Source organism: Ectopseudomonas oleovorans, assembly GCF_003052605.1.
Classification (GTDB): Bacteria; Pseudomonadota; Gammaproteobacteria; order Pseudomonadales; family Pseudomonadaceae; genus Aquipseudomonas; species Aquipseudomonas oleovorans_A.
Window position 1 is genome coordinate 1 of sequence record NZ_QASO01000066.1, and the last position, 21,656, is coordinate 21,656.

Here is a 21,656-nt window from a genome sequence, read left to right on the forward strand (position 1 = left end):
CCCGTGGTGCAGTGCATGGCCTGGATGTCGATCATCGTGAAGCTGTCGTCGATCGACACGCCGGAGCCCTTGTTCTTCGGCAGGTGGTGGTCCGGGTGGGCCTGGCCGATGGTGAAGGTCTTCCACATGCTGCCCTTGCGGTCATACGACACGGTGCGCGGCACGGTGAAGGTCTGCGCATCCATGTAGTGCACGCGCTTGGACAGTGGGTGGCTGCCGTCCACCGGCACCGATTCCACCTCGTAGACCTTGCGCAGCTGCCAGGTGATGTTGGGGAAACAGCCGCCCTGACCGCCGAACGCCACCACCTGGTAACCGTCGCTGTCCTTGTGCGTTTCGCTGTCCAGCGTCAGGTCGTTGTGGTTGTAGAACGGCATCAGCATGAAGCGGGTGCCCTTGTAGCTCCACTGCATGTCGGAAATACGCCCGTTGTAGCCCTCGAAGTCCTCGATCATCAAGTCGGAGCCGAGGAAGGCATCGGTCACCTGGCCGGTGGCCAGGCGCCGCACGCGGCGCTGGAAGCCCAGGTACAACCAGGAGTTGTCGCGCTTGAGGTCGTCCTCGGCGCGATGGATCAGCAGCTGGGTGTTGCGCACGTCATAGGGCTCCTGCGCCTTGACGTAGATGCCGCGGAACAGCTGCGACGGGTTGGGGGTGATCGCCGGCGTGGGCTCTTGGTTGACCCGGCGGGTGAAGTTGAGGAAGTGGAAGTCGAACTTGATGGTGCGTTCCAGCTTGCCCGTGTTCATGTCGCGGAACTTCCAGTAGAACGGCGAGATGGCGGCGCTGTCGCCCCAGTTGTAGCCGTACTTGTAGTTCCAGGCGAGCTTCTCGCCGGCGCGCGGGTCGTTCGCGTCCGGCTCCTGGGGGAACGGCCGGCCGGCCACGGCGCCACTGATCTCGCCGGGCTTCGCGCCGAGTTTGACCGTGTCCATGTGCTGGCGGGTAGCCTCGACATAGTTGGGGTGCAGGTCGAAGGAGGTGGTGTCGCCGACCTTCAGCTCCACCCAACCTTTCTCGATAAAGCCGTAGAAGGCCGGGTCGAGAATCTCCTTGAACTGGGCGACGTTGCCCTTGTTGATGGTCATGCCGGCGCTCAGACCGGCGAAGCTCGGCTTGTCGTTCTGGTAGGGGTAGAAGGACTGCTGGATCACCGCCTCGTCGGCGGCGTGCACGCCGCTGGTCGCGCCCAGCGTCAACAGGGCCAGCGCCAGGGCGCGGCTCTGCCGGGATTTCTTGTTGTTCATGGCTATTCCTCGTGATTGATCAGAAGCTGTAACGCAGGGTCAGTTGCAGTTCGTCTTCCTTCTGCGCCATGCCGATGGGGCCGGCGCGGAAGCGGCCCAGCGGCTCGTAGCCGCTCAGACCGGCGGTTACGCCCTCCGGCAGGCCAAAGCTGGTGAAGGGGTCCCAGGGGTTGCAGCTACGGCAGTCGTCGAACTCGCGAGCACCACGGCCGACCTTGAAGTTGGCGCCGGCGATGATCTTCAGGTTGTCGCTGAACAGGTACTGCACGCTCGGCGCGATGGCCGTGGCATGGGCCTTGAGGTCGTGGGCCACTAGCACCTGCGGGCTCAGCCGGTCGTTCATCCACCAGCCCTTGACCAGCAGGGTGCCGATCCAGTTCTGCTCCCAGTCCGGCATGCCGGCCTTGCCCAGTGGGCGATCCTCAAGCTGGTGCTCGCGGATGTGCTGGCCGAACAACTGGCCGGAGAAGAGGAAGGCGCGGCCGGGGTTGAGGAAGGGGATGAAGATGTTCTTGTCCGCACCGATCACGTAACGGGTGACGTCGGACTCGGAGAACAGCCGTGATTGCAGGGTGTTGGCAAACTCCTCGCCCTCGGTGTGCGCGACTTCGACGCGGAACACCGTGTCGATCGCTTGCGAGTAGTAGTCCATCGAACCGCCGATCAGGTTGACCCGCGGGAAATGGATATCGAAGGCGATCAGGGCCGGCCATACCGCGGTTTCACCGGTGAAGGGGTTCTGCGCCGGGATGCCGCCACGCAGCGAGGGCAGTTGCGAGCGGTAGGTCAGGGCGTTCAGCGAGAAGCCGAAATCGCCATAGACGCCTTCCAGCTTGATGCCGAACTGGCTGTTGGACAGGCTCCAGGACGGCATGTGCGCCTTGCGGATACCGATCTGGCCGGGGCCGAAGTCGGTGGCGATGTTGCCGCCGGCGAAGTTGGCCACGGTGCTGCCGTTTTCCCACAGGTTGTTCATGCCGCGGAAGAAACAGCCGGCATCCAGGGCCGAGTTCGGCGTGCCGCACTGGCCGAGGTTGTGCGGGCGGAACTTGTCGAAGTTCCACACGAACGACAGGTTGAGGTCGTCGAACACCTCGTTGGCGCCCATGCGCCAGTCGGCCTTGGCGATCCACATCGGGATGCGGATGTCCTCCAGTTCGTCGTAGATGTTGTTGCGCGAGAAGTCGATCGGGTTGATCACGTCGAGCACGCGGAACAGGTCGGTGCGGCCCCAGATCACCTGCTGCTTGCCCAGGCGCCAGCTCAGGATGTCGCCGTTGGGCAGCTCGTTGTCGAAGTCGACGTAGAGCTCGCGGATGAAGTCCAGGCGTTCGTTGAACTCGGGGTAGCGCAGGTCGTTGCTGCTGTAGTCGAGGTAGTCGTCGATGCAGCCGCGGCTGTCCTTGTCGCAGGGCCGTACCGGCACGCCGAAGGCCGCGCCGCCACGGGTTTTGTGCAGGTTTTCGCCGAGCACGATCATCCCCTCGTTGGGGTTGCGCGCGTCGTTGACGCCAAAGAAGGTGCCTGGCGGACGCATGCCGCCGCCGTGCGGCACAGTCGAGCCCGCGCCGGCGATGTTGTTCTCCAGGTTGACCGCGCCGCCCGCGCCACTGCCGTACTCGCTGCTGTTGAGGTCGTAGACCCCGTCGTAGGTAGCGCGGAATGTGCCGTGGAAGGCCACGTTGTTGAAGTTCAGCTGGCCCAGGGTGCCGAATTTCTTGTCCGCGTTGACCTGCACGGTGTTGCGGAATTTCGACAATCCGGCGCTATCGCGAACGAAGGTGGCATTCTCGTAGAAACCGGTGAACTGCATTTCTTCCTCGGCCATGACCGAAGTCAGTGGCGTCAGAGCAAGGCTTGAGCCGCCCAGCAGGGCCAGACTCCAGTGTCGCAGGCCCATTTTTGTTGTTGTCGGCATGACAGGTCCTCGTGCGGTTTAAGTGTGGGAAGGCATCCGGTTCAGGCCGGATGGCGTTCCCCTTGCGGCAGCCCGCCGGTCGCCACGCTGGGCGCGACCGGCAGGGATTCGGCAGAGGCGGGCACGGCAGCGTCGGCGTGCAGAATGCCGTCTGCGTCGGCATAGGCCCCGGTGATGAACTTCGGTTTGAACACCAGCACCCAGGCGGGTACCAGCAACATGGCGGCGATGGCGTTGATGACGATCATCACGCACAGCAGCAGGGCGGCATCGGACTGGAAACGCAGGTCCGAGAGGATCACCCACATGATGATCCCGGCCATCAGGGTCAGTGCGGTGAAGCTGATGGCCATGCCGGTGGTGGCGATGGCCTGGCGCACCGCGTCGGTGAGACGGCCAAACTTGACCATTTCCTCGCGGATGCGATCCATCATGTAGATTGAGTAGTCGATGCCCACGCCAATGCCGACGGCGATCACCGGCACCGTGTTGATGTCGATACCCATGCCGGCCAGGCCCATATAGGCGTAGGTCAGCGCGGTGGCGAAGGCCATCGCCAGGAGCATCATCAAGCCGGCATGCCAGGAGGTGTAGAACAGCATGACGAAGACGAAGATCAGCAGGAACACCAGCGGCAGCACCACCAGGTTGGTCTCGAATGCCGACTCGTTCATCGCCGCGGCCACGCCGAGGGTACCGCCAGCCAGGCGGATGCTCAGCCCCGGCACTGCATCGCCGTGCTGCTCGATCCACTGCTTGGCCATGTGGATGGCGCGGCGGATGGTTTCGCCCTGACGATCCTTGTAATAGAACACCAGGTTGGCGACGCGGTCGTCGGTGTCGGTGTACTCGTTGAGCGCCCCGGGGATCGGGCTGGAGGCCATGTAGGTGAACATCAGCCCGCCGACGTAATTGGCGTCGTGGGGAATCTGCAGCCAGCGCGGATCGTCGTTGTGCATCAGCCGGTTGACCTGGGTGATCAGGTCCGGCAAGCCCTTGCTGCCGCCGACCGAGGGGTCGCTGAGCATGTGGTTTTGCAGCGATTGCAGGGCGCGCAGCACCTCGGGTTTCTTGATTCCGCCTTTCTCGGCATGCTCGGCGACGATGTACAGCTCTTCCGAGCCGGGGAAGCGCTGGTTGATCTCCTTGGACGAGACGTTGTAGTCGTGTTCCGGGTAGAGGATCGGCGAACCGGGCTCGGAGTCGCCGATGCGCACCTGGGAGGAGACCCACAGGCTGGCGAGGATGGCCAGCGCGGCCAGGCCCAGCGCCTTGCGCGCGGCGCTCGGGTTGGCCACCGTCCGCGCACAGATCGCGCCGATGTGGCGCAGCGCGGTCTCGCGCATCTCCGGGTTCTTCGGCTTGGGCAGGATCGACAGCAGCAGCGGCACGCCGATCAGCACGCTGAAGATCACCGTGGTCGCCCACAGCGAGGCATAGATGCCCAGCTTGGTGTTCAGGGCGATTGAGCCGATGGCGATCAGCAGCAGGCCGATGGCGTCCGAGACAATGCCCAGGGTGCCGGGGCGGAACAGGCTGTCGAAGGTGGCGCGCGCGGCCAGCGGGCCGTCGCCGAGCAGTTTGACCTCGGCGTAATAGCGTTCGACCAGTTGCACTCCGTGGCTCATGGCCCGGGCGGCGATCAGGAAGGGAATCACCAGGCCCAACGGGTCGAGGTTGTAGCCCAGCAGGCTGATGATGCCGAGGCCCCAGATGGTCGATATCATTACCCCGCCGAGTGGGATCAGCACGCCATAGGCCTTGCGGAAATGCATCACCAGCAGCGCCAGCATGATCAGCACGGTGCAGATGAAGATCTGCAAAATCTGGCTCATGTAGGTGTAGGCCCAGCCCACCAGCACCGGCTGGCCGGTGGCGTAGAGGGTCACCCCGTCGATCTTCTCGGCATCGCGCAGCGCCTGGATCTGCGCGAAGGTTTTGGCGTAGTCGAGCTGGCCCTCGATCAGTTGCGCCTTGACCAGCGCCACTTGCAGGTCCGGCGACACCAATGGGCCATAGACCCGCGGGTTGGCCACCACGTCGGCTTTCATCGCGTCCAACTGCGCGGCGGAGAGCTGGCCAAACTCGGGTTGGTAGTAAGGCTCGGAGTTGATGCTGCCGACCTCGGTCAGCCAGACCTTGCGCGAGTTGCGGTGGGTCAGGCTGCTGACCAGGTTGTGGTTGACTCCGGGTAGGCTGTCCACCGCCTGGGTGACCCGATCGATCAAGGCCAGGCGCTCGTTGCTGAACAGGTCGCCTTTGTCGAAGGCCACGCCGATGACCAGCACGTTGGCGCCGCCGAAGCTGTCCTTGATGCTGTTGTGCAGCTGGATGTACGGGTGTTCCTGCGGCAGCAGATCGGAGAAGTCGGTGTAGACCTTCAGCCCGGGAATGCGCAGGGCGAAGAACAGGGTCAGCACCGCGATGATCGCCAGCACGGTGCGCGGGTGGTCGAACAGCCAGACCTTGGCCTGAGCCAACTTATGGCTAAACGGATGCAGTATCGGCATGGTGACGGGTCTCAGTCGGTCGTGGTGGCAACGGCGGGCGTAGCGCTGGGCGCAGTGTCGAGGGTCAGCAGCAGGCCGCGGCCGCCGGCAACGATCAGGCGTTGCGCGCTATCCGCGGTGATGGCGCGCAAGTAGACCGGCGCATCGGGCGTCGGCAGCGTTTGCCACTGTTCACCGGCCAGTTGCAGCACGCTGCTGTGGTCGCCGACGGCGAACAGGCCGTTGTCGCTCGCTAGAAAGCCGAAGATCGGCGCGCTGCTCGGCGTGCTCTGGCGTTGCCAGCTCTGCCCGGCATCCGTGGTGTGGTAGATGAAGCCGTTGAGGCCACCGACCCAGCCCTCCTCGAGGCTGCGGAAGTAGCTGGCGTGCGGGTAGAACTCGTCCGGCAGGGTGCCGGCCAGCTGCCAATTGGCGCCGCCGTCCTGGCTGGCGAAGAGCATGCCGAACTCAGCCACGGCCACCGCATGATCGCGGTCGATGAACTGCAGGTTGGTCAGCATGGCGTCTTCGTCGAGGCTGGTTTCCTGCCAGTTGGCCCCCAGGTCAGTGCTGCCGAGCAACGTGCTTAGGCCGCCGGCGACCCACCAGGCTCCGCTTGGCGAACAGGCCGCCGTTAGCATCTGCTCTTGGGTCGGCAACTGGATCTCGCGCCAGCTCTTGCCCTGATCGTGGCTATGCCACAGATAGTTGTCGAAACTGAGCGCGATGAAGCTGCCATCGGCGCAGGCATCCAGATCAATCAGGCTGCGACCATTTGCGATGATCTGACGCGACCAGTTCTTGCCCTGATCGAGACTGCTCAACAGCACGCCATTGTTACCGGCCAGCAGAGTGACGCCTGGTGTACTGGCCATGGCCTGGTAAAAATCGGTGCGCTGAACGGCCTTGGAGCTGCTGGCCTCTACGCCAGAGAGATTTAGCTGCGCTTCGCAACCAACCAAGAAAGCAGGTAGGAGTATTGCGCTAAGCAAACAGGGTGCACGGCGGTAGGCACTCAACGGCCAACGGCCATCGAGAGAGTTTCGCGTTTTCATCACGTCTCACCACTTGTGATTGTTGTTGTCTTGAAGCGGTTGATGACGCTAAAGCAACGCCTGTGCCAGCAGTTAATCTGCGGCTTTAATCACGATATAAACCGTTGATATATATTGATTTTTATTGCCTCACCGATACTCCACCGAAGGGCTCGCACCTCAGTTCGTAGGCGGTAGAGTTGAGCAAATAATCAAACCGATGAAAGGGTTGTCCATTTGGTGAAGTACAGACGCAAGGATCCGCCAGCGAATGGATTTTGAAGGGCCCCAGGTCAGCCATGGCATGCGCTCAATGGCCAGCACTGCTCCCAACGGACACGGCTGGGATCCTGAACAGCCATCCGATTCAAAAAACCTCAGCCCTACATAACCGCAATGACATCACCACCAAGCAAAGCACGGCCGACACCACCGAAGTTGGGATCGAGCGGCGCCAGATAGCGGTCGTTCTTGTGCCGGTAGCGGCCACCGGCGTTGGCCTGCCACATTTCCACCAGGGTGTGCGGGATCGGCTTGCCGTACTGATCCATCACCCGCCCGGAAACGATGATGCGCTCGCCGATGGGCAGGCCACCGTTGTTGAAGTTGAGCAGCAGGTCGTTGTCGTGCTCACCACGCTTGAGGTGCGAGAAGTCCGGGCCGGTGGTTTCGGAAATCGACTGCGGGATGCTTACCAACGCCTGACGCGGCGAGCGGGCGATGGAGGTCTTGTAATCGGGCGTCAGGGCTTTGGGGTGCCAGTTGCGGTCACGAATGACGAAACGGCGATTGTCCTCGGCAGGCATGGTGCGCTCCTGTTGTGAGTATTGTGGAGTCGACCTGGGATCAGGCTGAAACACAGTTTCCGACAAAGCAGACGCGGGGAATATTGAAAAGACGCCGCCTATCCATAACCAAATGGTTATTAAAAAAGCCCTTCGCGGTAGGCTTCGGCCACCTCACGCAGCGCCGCGCAGAATTGCTCGGCGGCCAGCGGCAGGGCCAGCGCGCTGTTGCGGCAGATACCCACCGAGCCACCCGGTTCCTGCACACCCAACTGCAGCTCGACCAGCTCGCCACGCTGTACGTCCAGGCACACCGCGTCCTGCGGCGCCACCCACAGCGCATCGCCGGACAGCACGTAGCGCCGACTCAGCGCCGGCGACAGGGTTTCCAGGCGCTGCCGCGAGGGCGTCACCCCGCACTGCACGAACAGGCTGTCGGCATGCTTGCGGATGGTGGTACCTGCCGTCGGCAGCACCAGCGGGTAATCGCCAAGCTGTCCCAGCGCGGCGGCGCCGGCGGCCAGTAGCGGGTGACCGGGGCGCACCACCAGGCTCATCGACTCGCTGTACAGGTGCTCGAAGGTCAGGCCCTGGATGTCCGGGCTGTCGGTCATGCGCCCGACCACCAGGTCCAGCTCGCCAACGCGCAACTGACCAAGCAGGTAGGCGCCCGGCCCGGTAGCAACACTGACCACCAGCGCCGAGTGGCGCTGATGCAGGCGCCGCACCACCTCGGGAATCAGCAGGCTCTCGACGGTAGAGAGCACGCCCACGCGCACCTGCCCAGCCTCGTGCTCGCCTTCGCGCAGGCTATTCACGCCATCCCGCAGCGCCTGCACGCAGGGGTCGGCGTAACGCATGAAGGCCACCCCAGCAGCGGTCAGACTCACCCCGTTCCTGCCCCGCTCGAACAGGCTGGCCTCGAGGATCTCCTCCAGCTCCTTGAGCGTCTTGGAGATCGCCGGCTGGCTGACCGCAAGGGCATCGGCTGCCTTGGCGAAACTGCGCTGGCGGGCGATCTCGAGAAAGCACAGCAGGTGACGGAATTTGATACGGGTGTCGATGTTCATCGCGGGTACCGAATACAGGTGCTGCGATGATGCCGCAAAGCATAGGCCTGGCACAGACGACAATTGGCAGGTTCGTCACTTTAGTCGCACTTGGCTGACCGTTGGGTCAGCTCTATGCTGCACCTTTTTTGTGCGAGCCTGCCCGATGTCCCTGCCTGATCTGCTGCTGTTGGCCCTCGCCGGTTTCGCCGCTGGGGGCATGAATGCCCTGGCTGGCGGCGGTACCTTCTTTTCCTTCCCCGCCCTGCTCGCCGCCGGCCTGCCGCCGGTGACGGCCAACGCCACCAACGCCGTGGCATTGTGGCCGGCCAGCCTGGCTGGTGCCTGGGCAGCGCGCGCCTCGTTGCGGCCGCTGGGTCGTTATCTGCTTCCACTGCTGCTGGCCGGCCTGGCCGGCGGCCTGCTCGGCGGTCTGTTGCTGCTGGCAGGCGGCGACGATGTGTTCCGCGTGCTGATCCCGTGGCTGTTGCTGGCCGCCACCGCGCTGTTCGCCGCCAGCCCCTGGCTGGGGCGCGCTCTGGCCGCGCGGCGCAAGGCCGCCGGGCATCCGCCGCACACGCCGTTGTCGCTGGGTGCACACATCGGCGTGTCGATCTACGGCGGCTACTTCGGCGCCGGTATGGGCATCCTGCAGCTGGCCGCGTTTTCCATCGAAGGCCACCCGCTGGCCCGCGCCAACGCACTGAAAAACCTGATCTCGGCAGTGATCTACAGCATCGCCACGCTGACCTTCGTGATCGCCGGCCGGGTCAGCTGGTACGAGCTAGCGATCCTGCTCACCGGTGCCACCATCGGCGGTTATGCCGGTGGTGCACTGGGCGAGAAGCTGCCGCCGGCACTGCTGCGCAGCTTCGTCATCCTGGTCGGCAGCACGATGACCCTGTACTACTTCTGGAGCACCTACTTCTCCGCGTAAAAACCAGCCCTGCGAAAAATAGACCGGACAGTGTCCGAGCACGCCTGATGCCACTCAGTCAGGCGTCAACGTATCGAATGTGTAGGAGCGGCGCCCCGCCGCGAATCAAGGCGCCGCGCATTTGAAAAGCTTCGCCCCGAGGCGGGGCTCCTACGAACGATCGCGTTGAATCGACATTCCCCAGGCGCGCGGCTCTGCGCCTCCAAAACCCGCTGATTTGCCCGAGAAGCGCGGCTCTGCTAGTGTCGCGCCCGATTCTACGCTTCCCGAGACCAGCCACCATGGCCCGCAAGAAAGCCGCCCCCGACTTCGAACACTCCCTCGCCGAACTGCAGACGCTGGTCGAGCGCCTGGAGAGCGGCGAGCTGTCGCTGGAAGACTCGCTGACTGCTTTCGAGCAGGGCATCGGCCTGACCCGTGAATGTCAGGCCGCCCTGGCCCAGGCCGAGCAGAAGGTGCAGATTCTGCTCGAGCGCGACGGTGAGTTGCAGCCCGCCCCCTTCGACACGGACGAGCCCGCATGATTGCGGCGTATCAGAAGCGCTGCCAGAGTCGCGTCGACACTGCACTGGAAGCGCTGTTTCAAGCTCCGCGCTCGGAGCTCGAGCGCCTCTACCAGGCCATGCGCTACAGCGTGATGAACGGCGGCAAGCGCGTGCGCCCGCTGCTGGTCTATGCCGCTTGCGAGGCTCTCGAAGGTGATCTCGAACGTGCCGATGGCGCTGCCTGTGCGGTGGAGCTGATCCATGCCTACTCGCTGGTGCACGACGATCTGCCGGCGATGGACGATGACGACCTGCGTCGCGGTCAGCCGACCACCCACAAGGCCTTCGACGAAGCCAGTGCCATCCTTGCTGGCGATGGTCTGCAAAGCCTGGCCTTCGAAGTGCTCGCCGACCACCGGCGCAATCCGCAGGATGCCGAGACGCGCCTGCAGATGATCGAGTTGCTGAGCCAGGCTGCAGGCCCGGCCGGCATGGTCGGCGGTCAGGCCATCGACCTTGGCTCGGTCGGCCGGAGGCTCGACCAGCAGGCGCTGGAAGTGATGCACCGGCACAAGACCGGCGCGCTGATCGAAGCCAGCGTGGCGCTCGGCGCCCTGGCCAGTGGCAACATCGACGAGCTCGCGCACAAGGCCCTGTTGCAATACGCCCGCGCCATCGGCCTGGCCTTCCAGGTACAGGACGACATCCTCGACGTGGAGAGCGATACCGCCACCCTGGGCAAGACCCAGGGCAAGGACGAAGCCCACGACAAGCCCACCTACCCCGCCCTGCTTGGCCTCGACGCGGCCAAGGACTACGCACTGGAGCTGCGCGACCAGGCCCTGCACGTGCTGCGCCCGTTCGGCAACAGCGCCGAACCGCTGCGCGAGCTGGCGCGCTACATCGTCGAGCGACGCAGCTAGGCCGCTCTTGAGGGAGCGGCTTCAGCCGCGAAAGCCACGCGCTATCATCATTTGCATCTATGTCGGCATGATCGCCGCATAAGGCTTGCTTTACCCCTGCGGCCAGCCTCCTAAGATGGCTCCATAACGACATGACGTCCGGAGCCGCCATGCCATTCCCCGCCCTGCTGATCGCCAACCGCGGCGAGATCGCCATCCGTATCGCCCAGGCCTGCGCCGACCTCGGTATTCGCAGCGTGGCGGTATATGCCGAAGATGACGGAACCTGCCTGCACACACGCAAGGCCGACCAGGCCGTTGCGCTGGCTGGACGCGGCCTCAATGCGGCGCCGCGTCCGACCCGGCGCGACGGTAAGAAACGTCCCTTCGTCGACACCTGGTAAGGAATTGGCTATATCCGCGTTAGCTGTTGCCAAGCAGTTCCGGGGAAGGTTCGGAGCCTTGTAGGGAGCGCCGCCCGGCCCACCCTACGGCCCTTTACCCCCCCCCAACACTTAACTCAGACATAGCCAAGGAATTATCCATGCACATCGACCATCGCCTGCTCGCCGTTAACGGCATCGAACTGAGCCTGTACAGCGCCGGGCTCGAGCACGGCAAGCCGGTGTGGCTGCTGCATGGTTTCCCGGAATGCTGGTACGCCTGGCATCCACAGATCGAGGCTCTGGCCGCCGCTGGCTATCGCGTGTTCGCCCCGGAAATGCGTGGCTACGGCGCCAGCAGCGCGCCGGCTGATCCGGCGGCCTATGACCTGCTCACCCTGTGCGGCGATATCCAGGCGGCGATGGACAAGCTCGACCAGCGCGAGGTAGCGGTGGTCGGCCACGACTGGGGCGCACCGGTGGCCTGGCATCTGGCACTGCTGGAGCCGCAGCGGGTCAAGGCGCTCGGCGCACTGTCGGTGCCCTTCGGCGGCCGGCCGAAACGCCCGGCCATCGAGATAATGCGCGAGGCCTATGCCGGGCGCTTCCACTACATCCTGTATTTCCAGCAACCGGGCGTGGCCGAGGCCGAGCTGGACGAAGACATCGGCCGCAGCCTGCGCCTGCTGCTCGGCGGCCTCGGCGATGCCCTGCTGGCAACGGACAAACCAGCCGATGCGCGACTGTTCGACGGCATGCCGGATGACCTGCCACTGCCGCCCTGGTGCAACGAGGCGATGTTCGCCCACTACCTGCGCACCTTCGAGCGCCACGGCTTTCGCGGCGCGCTGAACTGGTACCGCAACTTCGAACGCAACTGGCAACGTACCGAGGCCCTGGCCGGGCTTCAGGTGGAGCAGCCGACGCTGTTCCTGCTCGGAGAAAATGACCCGGTCGGCCGCTTCGAGGCACCGACGCTGAAACGCATGGGCGACAAGGTGCCGCACCTGGAGCACCACGACCTGCCCGGCGCGGGCCACTGGCTACAAGCCGAATGCGGCGAACAGGTCAGCGCCCTGCTGCTGGATTTCCTGCTTAGGCACTACCGGTAACGGCGATATGGACAGCGGATTGGGCTGTTTTCCTGGCATCAGGTAAACTGCCGCATCTTTTACACCTATAACGATTCGCCTGATGCCGACCACTTTCCACGAGATCCCCCGCGAGCGCCCGTTGACGCCGCTGCTCGACAGCGCCAACACGCCCGACGAACTGCGCCGCCTGGCCGAAGCGGACCTGGAAACCCTCGCCGACGAACTGCGCCAATACCTGCTCTATAGCGTTGGCCAGAGCGGCGGGCACTTCGGTGCCGGGCTCGGCGTGATCGAGCTGACCATCGCCCTGCATTACGTCTTCGACACCCCCGATGACCGCCTGGTGTGGGACGTCGGCCATCAGGCCTACCCGCACAAGATCCTCACCGGTCGCCGCGAGCGCATGGGAAGCCTGCGCCAGAAGGACGGCCTGGCCGCCTTCCCGCGCCGTAGCGAGAGCGAGTACGACACCTTCGGCGTCGGCCACTCCAGCACCAGCATCAGCGCGGCGCTGGGCATGGCCATCGCCGCCCGCCTGAAGGGCGAGAAGCGCAAGAGCGTGGCGGTGATCGGTGACGGCGCACTGACCGCCGGCATGGCCTTCGAGGCGCTGAATCACGCCACCGACGTCGGCGCCAACATGCTGGTGATCCTCAACGACAACGACATGTCGATCTCCAAGAATGTCGGCGGCCTGTCCAACTACCTGGCCAAGATCATCTCCAGCCGCACCTACGCCAGCATGCGCGAGGGCAGCAAGAAGATCCTCTCGCGCCTGCCCGGCGCCTGGGAAATCGCGCGCAAGGTCGAGGAACACGCCAAGGGCATGCTGGTGCCCGGCACCCTGTTCGAGGAGCTGGGCTGGAACTACGTTGGCCCCATCGACGGCCACGACCTGCCGACCCTGCTCGCCACCCTGCGCAATATGCGCGACCTCGACGGCCCGCAGTTCCTGCATGTGGTGACCAAGAAGGGCAAGGGCTTCGCCCCGGCCGAGGCTGACCCCATCGGCTATCACGCCATCACCAAGCTGGAACCGGTGCCCCCGGTAGCCGCTCCGAAGAAGCCAAGCGGCCCGAAATACTCCAACGTATTCGGCCAGTGGCTGTGCGACATGGCCGCCGCTGACAACCGCCTGGTGGGCATCACCCCGGCGATGAAGGAAGGCTCGGATCTGGTGGCGTTCAGCGAGCGCTTCCCCGAGCGCTACTTCGACGTGGCGATTGCCGAGCAGCACGCCGTGACCCTGGCCGCCGGCATGGCCTGCGAAGGTGCCAAGCCGGTGGTGGCGATCTACTCCACCTTCCTCCAGCGCGCCTATGACCAGTTGATCCACGACGTCGCCGTGCAGCACCTCGACGTGCTGTTCGCCATCGACCGCGCCGGCCTGGTCGGCGAAGACGGCCCGACTCACGCAGGCAGCTTCGACCTGTCCTACCTGCGCTGCATCCCCGGCATGCTGGTGATGACGCCGAGCGACGAGAACGAGCTGCGCCGCATGCTCACCACCGGCCACCTGTTCGACGGCCCGGCGGCGGTGCGCTATCCACGCGGCACCGGCCCTAACGCGCCGCTCGATGCCGGCCTGGAGCCGCTGGAAATTGGCAAGGCGGTGGTACGCCGCCAGGGCAAGGGCGTCGCCCTGCTGGCCTTCGGCGTGCAACTGGCCGAAGCCCTGCGCGTGGGTGAAACGCTGGATGCCACGGTGGTCGACATGCGCTTCGTCAAACCGCTGGACGAAGCCCTGCTGCGCGAACTGGCAGGCAGCCACGAGCTGCTGGTGACCATCGAAGAAAACAGCATCATGGGCGGCGCCGGTAGCGCGGTCAGCGAATTCTTCGCCGCCGAGAACATCCAGCTGCCGCTGCTGCACCTGGGCCTGCCCGACTATTACGTCGAGCACGCCAAGCCCAGCCAGATGCTCGCCGAATGCGGCCTCGACGAGGCCGGCATCGAATCGGCGGTGCGCGAGCGCCTGGCGCGGCTGTAGAACCCTGTGGGAGCGGACTTGTCCGCGAATAAAACGAGCGGAAAAGCTTCGCGGACAAGTCCGCTCCCACGCCCGCCCCGGCCTTGTGCTTTGGCCCCCCGCGCATTATGGTGCGCGGCGTTTTGCTGTACCGAGGTTCGCCCGATTCTGGGCGTTAAACGGGAAGCAGGTGAAAGACCTGCGCTGCCCCCGCAACGGTAAACCGACCGCAATCCCCGCGATTGCACGCTGTCTCGACAGACCACTGGGCAAGCGCCCGGGAAGGTGAGACCAGCGCGAGTCGGCAGCCCGGAGACCGGCCTTGGTGCGTTGTGACAGGTGTTGCGGAGGGCAGCACCGTCAAGCGCTGCCCTGCGTCGCGCTTGCGCCTGCCCTCCTCGAAAGTCTGTCGACCTTTGAGGAAAAATAATTAATGAAACTGTCCCGCCTTGCCCTGGCCATCGCCCTGGCGCCGAGCCTGACCCTGGGCGCCACCGATCAAGCCCGCGAAAGCGCTCTGGAACTGCCACCCCAGGTAATCACCCGCGCCACACCGATCCAGCAGACCACCCCGGCCAGCGTCGCCGTCATCGACCGCCAACAGATCGACGACAGCGCCGCCACCTCGCTGCTCGACCTGCTGCGCAGCCAGGCCGGCGTGCAGATCCGCGACATCATGGGCGACGGCAACCGCGCCGTCATCAGCCTGCGCGGCTTCGGTGACAATGCCATAAACAACATCCTGGTACTGGTCGATGGCCGTCGCCTCAACCAGCCAAACCTGTCCGGCCCGGCACTGAACAGCGTGGCGCTGGCCAATATCGAGCGCATCGAGATCGTCCGTGGCGCCGGCACCGTGCTGTATGGCGACCAGGCGGTCGGCGGCGTCATCAACATCGTCACGCGCACGCCGCAAAGCCGCGAAGCCTACCTGGAAGCCAGCCGTGGCAGTCACGACCTGGAGGCCTATCGCGGGCATATCTTCCAGCCCCTGGGCGCCGGCTTCTCACTCTATGCCAGCGGCGAAACACGCAACCGCGACAACTACCGCGACCACAACCATGCCAACTACAGCAGCGCCTTCACCCGCCTGCGTTACGATCACGACAGCGGCCACGCCCTCTACGAATACCAGAGCATCGACGACTAACTGCTCTACCCCGATGCCCTGAGCCTGGCTCAGCGCCGCGCGGATCGTCGCCAGAGCGTTTCCAGCGCCTGGAACGACAGCAAGACCCAGGTACACCGCCTGGCCCTCGAGCAGCAACTGGGATCGATCTGGACCGCCAACCTCGACTACAGCCACAGCGACCAGGACGGCGTCGGCAGCTTCGGCGTGGGGCGTTACGACCAGGACACCCGCATCGAAAGCGTCAGCCCGCGTCTGACCGGACGCTTCGACACGCCGCTGGGCAGCAGCACCCTGCTGCTGGGCCACGACCGTATCGTCAGCGATTACCAGACCAGTTGGGGCAGCGATGCCGAGCAGACCCTCAAGGACTGGTACGGCCAATACAGCCAGCAACTGGGCAGCGATCTGACCCTGACCCTGGGCTACCGCAGCAGCAAGGTGGAAGATAGCGACCATGCCGCCAACCGCCGGCACGACGACCGCGAAGGCAGCAGCAGTATCGGCCTGAGCTGGCAGGCCAACGAACAGACCCGCCTGTTCCTCAAACGCGAAGATGTCCTGCGCTGGGCCAACGTCGAGGAAAACGGCTTCGTCCTGCCAGACGTGACCTTCCTCAAGCCGCAGACCGGCAGCTCCTGGGAAAGCGGCATCGAATGGCGCGACGCGATCCAGAGCTACCAGGCCACCCTGTACCGCCTGGACCTGAACGACGAACTGATGTACGACTCGGCCATCGCCAATCCCATGCCCTGGGACCCGCTGGCCACCGGCGCCAATATCAACCTGGACAAGACCCGCCGCGACGGCCTGCTGCTGGAAGCACGCCGCCAGTTGAGCGACAGGCTGGCTATCGGCGGCCAGTACAGCTTCACCGATTCCGAATACCGCGCCGGCAGCTTCAGGGGCAACGAAGTGCCCTGGGTGGCCCGCCACACCGCCAGCGCCAACCTCAACTACCTGATACTGCCGGGCCTCACGGGTTATCTCGAAGCGGTCTACACCGGTGCCCGCTACCTCGCCAGCGACGACGCCCAGCAGCTCCCGCGCGAAGGCGGCCACACCCTGTTCAACGCGGCGCTGAGCTACGAGCGGCAAGGCTTCGTCGGCAAGCTGCGGGTCAACAACCTCACCGGCAAACGCTACGACAGCTACGCCACCTACAGCCAGTGGACGCCCGGCAACAAGGGCCTGTACCCCGCCGCCCGCGAGGATGTCCAGCTCAGCATCGGCTATCGCTTCTAAGGCACAACGGCTGACGTTGCTAGTAGGGCGGGTGCAACCCGCCATTGATCGCGCTGGCGGGTTGCACCCGCCCTACCCGATCAAGCACCGCGCAGGAGGCCTATCGCGCAGTCTTCATCAGCTCGCACAACCGCTCGACAGCCCCCAGTATCTGCCGGCTGGGCCGCTCCAGGCCCTTGTCCGGCACCGCCCAGACCTGGCCCTGGCGCACCGCGTGCAACTGCGGCCAGGCCTGCCAGCCCATCAGCTCGGCATTGCTGCCGCCGAGTATCACATCCGGGTCGCGCGCCAGCACCGCCTCGACGCTGACCTGCGGCGCCGGCTGCGGTAGATCATCGAACAGGTTGCGCGCCCCACAGACCTGCAAGGCATCGCCGATCAGTTGCTCGCCACCTATGGTGTACAGCGGCTGATGCCAGACCTGATAGAACACCGCCAAGGGATGCTCGCGCCGATAGCGATGGCGCAACGCGCGCAGCTCGGCGCGAAATTCGGCAGCCAGCCGCTCGCCTTGCTGCACGCGGCCAATTCGCTGAGCAATGCGCACGTAAGCATCACCGAGCTGATCAAGACGCCGCGGTTCGACGCTCAGCAACTCGATACCGAAACGCTGCAACTGCGCCTGTTGCGCCGGCGGTACGCTACCGGGCGCAATCAGGATCAGATCCGGCGCCAGCTGCAACAGTCGCTCGAATTCCAGCTGACCATAACGACCAACAGTGGGCAGGTGCGCCAGCGCGGCGGGACGCTCATCGCCTTCGAGCACGCCGACCAGCAGGTCAGCAGCATCCAGGTCGAGCATGATTTCGCTGAGCGAAGGCGCCAGGCTGATCACCCGTTCGGCGGCAGCCAACGGCAGCGCCAACAGGCACAGGGCGAGCAGCCACGTACGCATCTCAGCCGAGTTGACGAGGTATGCGGTAGAGGCTGTGCAGAACGATGGAGGACAGCGCCAGCAGCACCAGCGGTATCGCCTCCAGGCCAACCAGCACGGCCAGTGCGGCGATCCAGGCTGGCAGGGCCGCGCCGAGCAAGGCGCGCAAACGCACACGATCCAGCTCCAGCCAGGCGGCTGGTTCGTCGTCGCTGTCGAGGGCCTTATCGGTGGCGATCAGGGCGCGCTTGTAGGCGGAGAACAACGGCAGGCTGACGAACATCGAGGCCAGGCCGGCAATGAACAGCGGCATGCTCAGAACCGTGGCGTTACCTCCGCCGAACAACAGGTTGAACATGAACAGAGGCGCCAGCGCCACAGCCAGCTGACGCCACCAGGCCAGGGCCAGGCGGCGCTTGACCTGAGCACGGGTCACAGACTGCCCTCGGTCTCGCCCTGATGCTGATTGCCCAGCATATGACCGAGCTTGCCGGCCTTGGTGGCGAGGTAACGCTTGTTGTAGGGGTTGTGCGCGATCTGCAACGGCACGCGATGATCCACGGTGATGCCCATCTCGCCCAGCGCCTTGACCTTGCGCGGGTTGTTGGTCATCAGCTTGAGGCTATCGATGCCCAGGTGTTCGAGCATCGGCCGGCAGATGGCATAGTCGCGCTGATCGGCGCCGAAGCCCAGGCGCTCGTTGGCTTCCACGGTATCGGCACCGCCGTCCTGCAGTTCATAGGCGCGGATCTTGTTCAACAGACCAATACCACGGCCTTCCTGACGCAGATACAGCAGCACGCCGCGGCCTTCGTTGGCAATGGCCTGCAGCGCCGCCTGCAGCTGGGCACCACAGTCGCAACGCAGGCTGAACAGCGCGTCGCCGGTCAGGCATTCGGAATGCAGACGCCCCAGCACCGGTGCACCGTCGGCGACGTTGCCGAAGGTCAGGGCGACATGTTCCTTGCCGGTAGCCTCATCGAGAAAACCGTGCATGGTGAACACACCGAAGGGCGTGGGCAGTTGGGAGGCGGCGACGAACACGACGGACACCGGATACTCCTAGCAATGAGTACGAAACAGGGCCGGCATTGTATCAGTAGCCCCCGCTGGCGGGTCAGTCAGAATTGCCGATCATCAGTATCGAAACGGTCAATGGCAACCTCAAAGCTTGGATTCGAGCACCAGCATGCCTTGTTCTTCGCGCCAGCCCACCCGCCCCATGAAGCTCATGCCGAGCAATGCTTCGGCGGGCGCGCCACCCTCCAACACCACGGCCTCGACACCAAGCACCTCGATATCGCCGACCTTGACCCGATCCAGGCGGACCCGCCAGCCCCGCGCCGTGCCACTGGCCGTGCTGACCGTGAGCGGTTGCCCACTGACGCGAAAGTCGATGCCTAGGCGGCGCGCCTGGGCTTCGTTGAGAGCAACCGACGTGGCACCAGTATCCACTAGGAATGGCACACTTTGGCCGTTGACCGAACCGGTGATCCAGTAGTGACCACCTGGCCCCTTGGCGATGCTCAGACGCTTCCTTACCGGCTCGGCGAAACCGGCACTGTATTCACGACTCAGTGGATAGGCGCGCTCGACACCCTCGACACGCAGCACCGCGCCCTGCTTGTCGACGCTGACTACCTCTACCCCACCCGGACCGGTCTGGCCGACCCGCACCAGCTTGCGCTGGCCATCGACATTGACCACTGCGGCACCGGGGAACAGCCCAACCACCTGAACCTGAGAAGCAGCGCAGACAACACTCGACCCCAACAGCGCCAACACGGCGAGACAGTGACGAAACTGCATGTAGGACGGCCTCCCGGCTCAATCGAAGGGATAAGGCTGCTGCCAGCGCGCGAAGATTGGCCGTAACGTCCCGGCCTTGACCAGCAGCGCCATGCGCTGATCGAACAGCTCGGCCAGGGCGCGCCCTCTGACGTTATCGGCAAAACCGATGTAAAGCGGCAACCAGGTCAGCTCGACCAACTGATAGCGGCCGCGTCGCGCAACATTCGCCAGCAGCAGCTCGAGTTCCGAATGGGAGTCGATATGGAAATCGGCATGCCCCTGATCAAGCATGCCAAGAATATCGCTATGCTGCCGAACTTCCCGGTAATGCCGCACATTCGGCAGATAGCGCTGGTATTCGTAACCGCGCTTCCAGGCCAGATGCAGCTCACCGAGCGACTCCAGCGTGGGGGCCGGCTTGCCGCGCAGACCGAGTGCACTGACGCGCTCGCCGTCGTAATGCCAGCGCGGATACAGCACACCTTCATCTATTTCATCGCGGTAGGAACCCACCCAGGCATCGGCACTGCCACGCTGAACCAGACCTACCGCACGGGTGTAAGGCACGCTCTGCACATGCAAGCGCACCCCGACCGGCTCGAACACCTCACGCAGGATACCCCAGGCCATGCCCGGGCCGTCGGCATTGGTGTGCCCTTCCCAGACTTCGCTGGCCACCTGAATCTCGTCCGGCGGCTGCAGTTCGGCATGCGCCGTCAGGATTACGCTCATGCCCAGCAGCAATGCCAACAGCCTCGCAGCCATCTTTGCTTGCCTCTCTAAAAGCCCAACAGCGCTGCATAACGATCCCAACCCCACACCAGCCCCTGCATCGCCAGCCAGGCGAATACCCCGGCGATCACGTCATCGAGCATGATGCCGACTCCGCCATGCACATGCCGGTCAACCCAGTGGATGGGCCAGGGTTTGACGATGTCGAACAGACGGAACATCAGAAAGCCTAGCAGCAACCAGACCCAACCTTCAGGTACCAGCCAAAGGGTGATCCACATGCCGACCATTTCGTCCCAGACGATGCCTTCATGGTCGTGCACGCGCAGGTCGTCGGCGACCTTGCCGCACAGCCAGAAGCCGAACAGCATGGTCACCCCGAGCATCAGCCAATACCCCCAGTCCGGCAGCATCTGCCACAACGGCACGAAGGGCAGTGCCACCAGCGAGCCCCAGGTGCCTGGCGCCTTGGGCAGAGTGCCGGAGCCGAAACCGAAAGCGATGAAATGCCAGGGGTTGCGCCACACCGAAGGCGGTACGTATTCGGCGGGAACCTGGTTGGGGTGATCGGTCACACGTATTCCGTCCTGTCAGAAATGTTGGTAGCCGCCGGTTGGCGGATCGATAGGCTGGCCAGCGGCATCCAGCAACTGTACCCCAGCGCCTGCCTGAACGCGGCCGATAACACACACTTCGGGCCAATCGGCTTGCAGCTGCGCGAGCCGGGCTGGGGGCAGGGTAAAGGCCAGACGGTAGTCGTCGCCACCACCCAGGGCACAGAGCCGCGCCTGCTCTTCGCCAGCGAACGCAAGCAGCGGCGCAGACAGCGGAACCTGTTCCAGTTCGATCTGCAGGGCGACCTGTGAAGCCTTGGCGATATGCCCGCAGTCGGCGAGCAGACCATCGGAAATATCCAGGGCAGACGTGGCGAGGCCGCGCAGCGCCTGGCCCAGGGCCAACTGCGGTTGTGGCGACCAGTAACGAGCCAGCAAAGGCTCGGCGACTTCAGGCGTTGCATCACGCTGGGCCAATACCAGTGGCAGGGCGCCAGCAGCGTCACCCAGCTCGCCACCCACGCACAGCAGATCACCCACCTGCGCACCGCTGCGCAACAGTGCCTGCCCGGCCGGCACACGGCCGAACACGGTCAGCGTCAGGCTCAGCGGGCCACGCGTGGTGTCGCCACCGACCAGCGCCAGCGAGCAGTTCTCGGCCATCTGCTGCAGGCCACGCGCGAACTCGGCCAGCCAGGTTTCACTGGCGCTCGGCAAGGTCAGCGCGAGGGTAAAGGCCAGCGGCGTAGCGCCCATGGCTGCCAGGTCACTGGCGGAGACGGCCAGCGCACGCTGACCGAGGAGAAAGGCATCGCAGGATTCGGGGAAGTGCACCCCGGCAACCAAGGTGTCGGTGGAAACCGCCAGCTGTTCACCGGCGGGCAACGCCAGCAGCGCGCAGTCATCGCCGATACCGCGAACCACGCCGTCACCACCCTGCGCACAGGGGGCAGCGGCGAAATAGCGACGGATCAGCTCGAACTCACCCATGAGCCGGCAACGATCTGCCGTGGGCCGGCCCTGCACAGTTCAGGCAGGG

At 64.6% G+C, this 21,656-nt stretch carries 19 protein-coding genes, 2 pseudogenes and 1 riboswitch; of the genes and pseudogenes, 8 read left to right on the plus strand and 13 right to left on the minus strand.

Annotated elements, in window-relative coordinates; translation table 11 throughout:
* The 6 genes and pseudogenes from DBO86_RS11235 to pcaQ form a co-directional block, all read right to left on the minus strand.
* Window positions 1-1,247: DUF1329 domain-containing protein (locus tag DBO86_RS11235; protein ID WP_108233710.1), on the minus strand; the 1,247-nt coding region annotated here is incomplete at its 3' end.
* Window positions 1,248-1,266: 19 nt separating this feature from the next.
* The gene (locus tag DBO86_RS11240; protein WP_108233711.1) at window positions 1,267-3,165 is read right to left on the minus strand and encodes a DUF1302 family protein; all 1,899 of its coding nucleotides are present in this window, start codon (window positions 3,163-3,165) and stop codon (window positions 1,267-1,269) included.
* Between the two features lie 41 nt (window positions 3,166-3,206).
* A complete protein-coding gene (locus DBO86_RS11245) occupies window positions 3,207-5,675 on the minus strand; it encodes an efflux RND transporter permease subunit (protein ID WP_108233712.1) in 2,469 nt (822 codons plus the stop codon).
* A gap of 11 nt (window positions 5,676-5,686) precedes the next feature.
* Entirely contained in the window at window positions 5,687-6,529 is an 843-nt protein-coding gene (locus DBO86_RS11250; RefSeq protein ID WP_208600922.1) for a WD40/YVTN/BNR-like repeat-containing protein, read from the minus strand.
* A 572-nt stretch (window positions 6,530-7,101) separates the two neighbouring features.
* A pseudogene (locus DBO86_RS11255) lies at window positions 7,102-7,494 on the minus strand (dioxygenase family protein); the annotation flags it as partial.
* A 119-nt stretch (window positions 7,495-7,613) separates the two neighbouring features.
* Window positions 7,614-8,543 (minus strand): pca operon transcription factor PcaQ, encoded by a 930-nt coding sequence (gene pcaQ, locus DBO86_RS11260; protein WP_108233713.1) that lies wholly within the window; start codon window positions 8,541-8,543, stop codon window positions 7,614-7,616.
* A gap of 145 nt (window positions 8,544-8,688) precedes the next feature.
* On the opposite strand from pcaQ, the gene DBO86_RS11265 reads away from it, so the two are divergent.
* The 8 genes and pseudogenes from DBO86_RS11265 (at window position 8,689) to DBO86_RS26670 (ending at window position 16,666) form a co-directional block, all read left to right on the plus strand.
* Window positions 8,689-9,459, plus strand: coding sequence for a sulfite exporter TauE/SafE family protein (locus DBO86_RS11265; RefSeq protein WP_108233714.1), 771 nt, complete (start codon window positions 8,689-8,691; stop codon window positions 9,457-9,459).
* Window positions 9,460-9,740: 281 nt separating this feature from the next.
* Entirely contained in the window at window positions 9,741-9,983 is a 243-nt protein-coding gene (locus DBO86_RS11275; protein ID WP_003463176.1) for an exodeoxyribonuclease VII small subunit, read from the plus strand.
* Window positions 9,980-10,867 carry a polyprenyl synthetase family protein gene (locus DBO86_RS11280; protein ID WP_108233715.1) on the plus strand — a complete coding sequence of 296 codons (888 nt, stop codon included), beginning with the start codon at window positions 9,980-9,982 and terminating at the stop codon, window positions 10,865-10,867. Before DBO86_RS11275 ends, DBO86_RS11280 begins: the two co-directional genes overlap by 4 nt.
* A 149-nt stretch (window positions 10,868-11,016) precedes the next feature.
* Window positions 11,017-11,193, plus strand: a pseudogene (locus tag DBO86_RS11285) (biotin carboxylase N-terminal domain-containing protein); the annotation flags it as partial.
* 197 nt (window positions 11,194-11,390) lie between these two features.
* Window positions 11,391-12,341 carry an alpha/beta fold hydrolase gene (locus tag DBO86_RS11290; protein ID WP_108233716.1) on the plus strand — a complete coding sequence of 317 codons (951 nt, stop codon included), beginning with the start codon at window positions 11,391-11,393 and terminating at the stop codon, window positions 12,339-12,341.
* A gap of 82 nt (window positions 12,342-12,423) precedes the next feature.
* Window positions 12,424-14,313 (plus strand): 1-deoxy-D-xylulose-5-phosphate synthase, encoded by a 1,890-nt coding sequence (dxs, locus tag DBO86_RS11295; protein WP_108233717.1) that lies wholly within the window; start codon window positions 12,424-12,426, stop codon window positions 14,311-14,313.
* Window positions 14,314-14,429: 116 nt separating this feature from the next.
* Window positions 14,430-14,631, plus strand: a riboswitch (cobalamin riboswitch).
* A gap of 94 nt (window positions 14,632-14,725) precedes the next feature.
* Entirely contained in the window at window positions 14,726-15,442 is a 717-nt protein-coding gene (locus tag DBO86_RS26665) for a TonB-dependent receptor plug domain-containing protein (RefSeq protein WP_244185540.1), read from the plus strand.
* 24 nt (window positions 15,443-15,466) lie between these two features.
* Window positions 15,467-16,666 carry a TonB-dependent receptor domain-containing protein gene (locus tag DBO86_RS26670; protein ID WP_279630272.1) on the plus strand — a complete coding sequence of 400 codons (1,200 nt, stop codon included), beginning with the start codon at window positions 15,467-15,469 and terminating at the stop codon, window positions 16,664-16,666.
* 100 nt (window positions 16,667-16,766) lie between these two features.
* On the opposite strand, the gene DBO86_RS11305 is transcribed toward DBO86_RS26670, so the two are convergent.
* The 7 genes from DBO86_RS11305 to thiL all read right to left on the minus strand — a co-directional run bounded on the left by DBO86_RS11305 (window position 16,767) and on the right by thiL (window position 21,607).
* Entirely contained in the window at window positions 16,767-17,561 is a 795-nt protein-coding gene (locus DBO86_RS11305; RefSeq protein WP_108233718.1) for a cobalamin-binding protein, read from the minus strand.
* Window position 17,562: 1 nt separating this feature from the next.
* A complete protein-coding gene (locus tag DBO86_RS11310) occupies window positions 17,563-17,976 on the minus strand; it encodes an MFS transporter (RefSeq protein WP_074858134.1) in 414 nt (137 codons plus the stop codon).
* Window positions 17,973-18,593 (minus strand): GTP cyclohydrolase II, encoded by a 621-nt coding sequence (gene ribA / locus DBO86_RS11315; RefSeq protein ID WP_108233719.1) that lies wholly within the window; start codon window positions 18,591-18,593, stop codon window positions 17,973-17,975. The genes DBO86_RS11310 and ribA overlap by 4 nt, the downstream gene beginning before the upstream one ends.
* 111 nt (window positions 18,594-18,704) lie before the next feature.
* Window positions 18,705-19,349 carry a TIGR02281 family clan AA aspartic protease gene (locus DBO86_RS11320; protein WP_003463199.1) on the minus strand — a complete coding sequence of 215 codons (645 nt, stop codon included), beginning with the start codon at window positions 19,347-19,349 and terminating at the stop codon, window positions 18,705-18,707.
* Between the two features lie 18 nt (window positions 19,350-19,367).
* Window positions 19,368-20,096: a substrate-binding periplasmic protein gene (locus tag DBO86_RS11325; RefSeq protein WP_003463202.1), complete on the minus strand. Its 729-nt coding sequence runs from the start codon at window positions 20,094-20,096 to the stop codon at window positions 19,368-19,370.
* A 14-nt stretch (window positions 20,097-20,110) separates the two neighbouring features.
* Window positions 20,111-20,638, minus strand: a complete 528-nt coding sequence (locus DBO86_RS11330) for a phosphatidylglycerophosphatase A family protein (protein ID WP_090337659.1) — start codon at window positions 20,636-20,638, stop codon at window positions 20,111-20,113.
* 15 nt (window positions 20,639-20,653) lie between these two features.
* On the minus strand, window positions 20,654-21,607 hold the full coding sequence (gene thiL, locus DBO86_RS11335) for a thiamine-phosphate kinase (RefSeq protein WP_090337657.1): 954 nt from the start codon (window positions 21,605-21,607) through the stop codon (window positions 20,654-20,656).
* Window positions 21,608-21,656: the final 49 nt, after the last annotated feature.

Coding starts and splice junctions, on each gene's coding strand:
- DBO86_RS26665 (WP_244185540.1), top strand. CDS start 14,726: ATGAAACTGTCCCGCCTTGCCCTGGCCATCGCCCTGGCGCCGAGCCTG.
- DBO86_RS11245 (WP_108233712.1), bottom strand. CDS start 5,675: ATGCCGATACTGCATCCGTTTAGCCATAAGTTGGCTCAGGCCAAGGTC.
- dxs (WP_108233717.1), top strand. CDS start 12,424: ATGCCGACCACTTTCCACGAGATCCCCCGCGAGCGCCCGTTGACGCCG.
- DBO86_RS11280 (WP_108233715.1), top strand. CDS start 9,980: ATGATTGCGGCGTATCAGAAGCGCTGCCAGAGTCGCGTCGACACTGCA.
- DBO86_RS11290 (WP_108233716.1), top strand. CDS start 11,391: ATGCACATCGACCATCGCCTGCTCGCCGTTAACGGCATCGAACTGAGC.
- DBO86_RS11305 (WP_108233718.1), bottom strand. CDS start 17,561: ATGCGTACGTGGCTGCTCGCCCTGTGCCTGTTGGCGCTGCCGTTGGCT.
- DBO86_RS11265 (WP_108233714.1), top strand. CDS start 8,689: ATGTCCCTGCCTGATCTGCTGCTGTTGGCCCTCGCCGGTTTCGCCGCT.
- DBO86_RS11250 (WP_208600922.1), bottom strand. CDS start 6,529: ATGGCCAGTACACCAGGCGTCACTCTGCTGGCCGGTAACAATGGCGTG.
- DBO86_RS11320 (WP_003463199.1), bottom strand. CDS start 19,349: ATGCAGTTTCGTCACTGTCTCGCCGTGTTGGCGCTGTTGGGGTCGAGT.
- DBO86_RS11275 (WP_003463176.1), top strand. CDS start 9,741: ATGGCCCGCAAGAAAGCCGCCCCCGACTTCGAACACTCCCTCGCCGAA.
- DBO86_RS11240 (WP_108233711.1), bottom strand. CDS start 3,165: ATGCCGACAACAACAAAAATGGGCCTGCGACACTGGAGTCTGGCCCTG.
- DBO86_RS11325 (WP_003463202.1), bottom strand. CDS start 20,096: ATGGCTGCGAGGCTGTTGGCATTGCTGCTGGGCATGAGCGTAATCCTG.
- thiL (WP_090337657.1), bottom strand. CDS start 21,607: ATGGGTGAGTTCGAGCTGATCCGTCGCTATTTCGCCGCTGCCCCCTGT.
- pcaQ (WP_108233713.1), bottom strand. CDS start 8,543: ATGAACATCGACACCCGTATCAAATTCCGTCACCTGCTGTGCTTTCTC.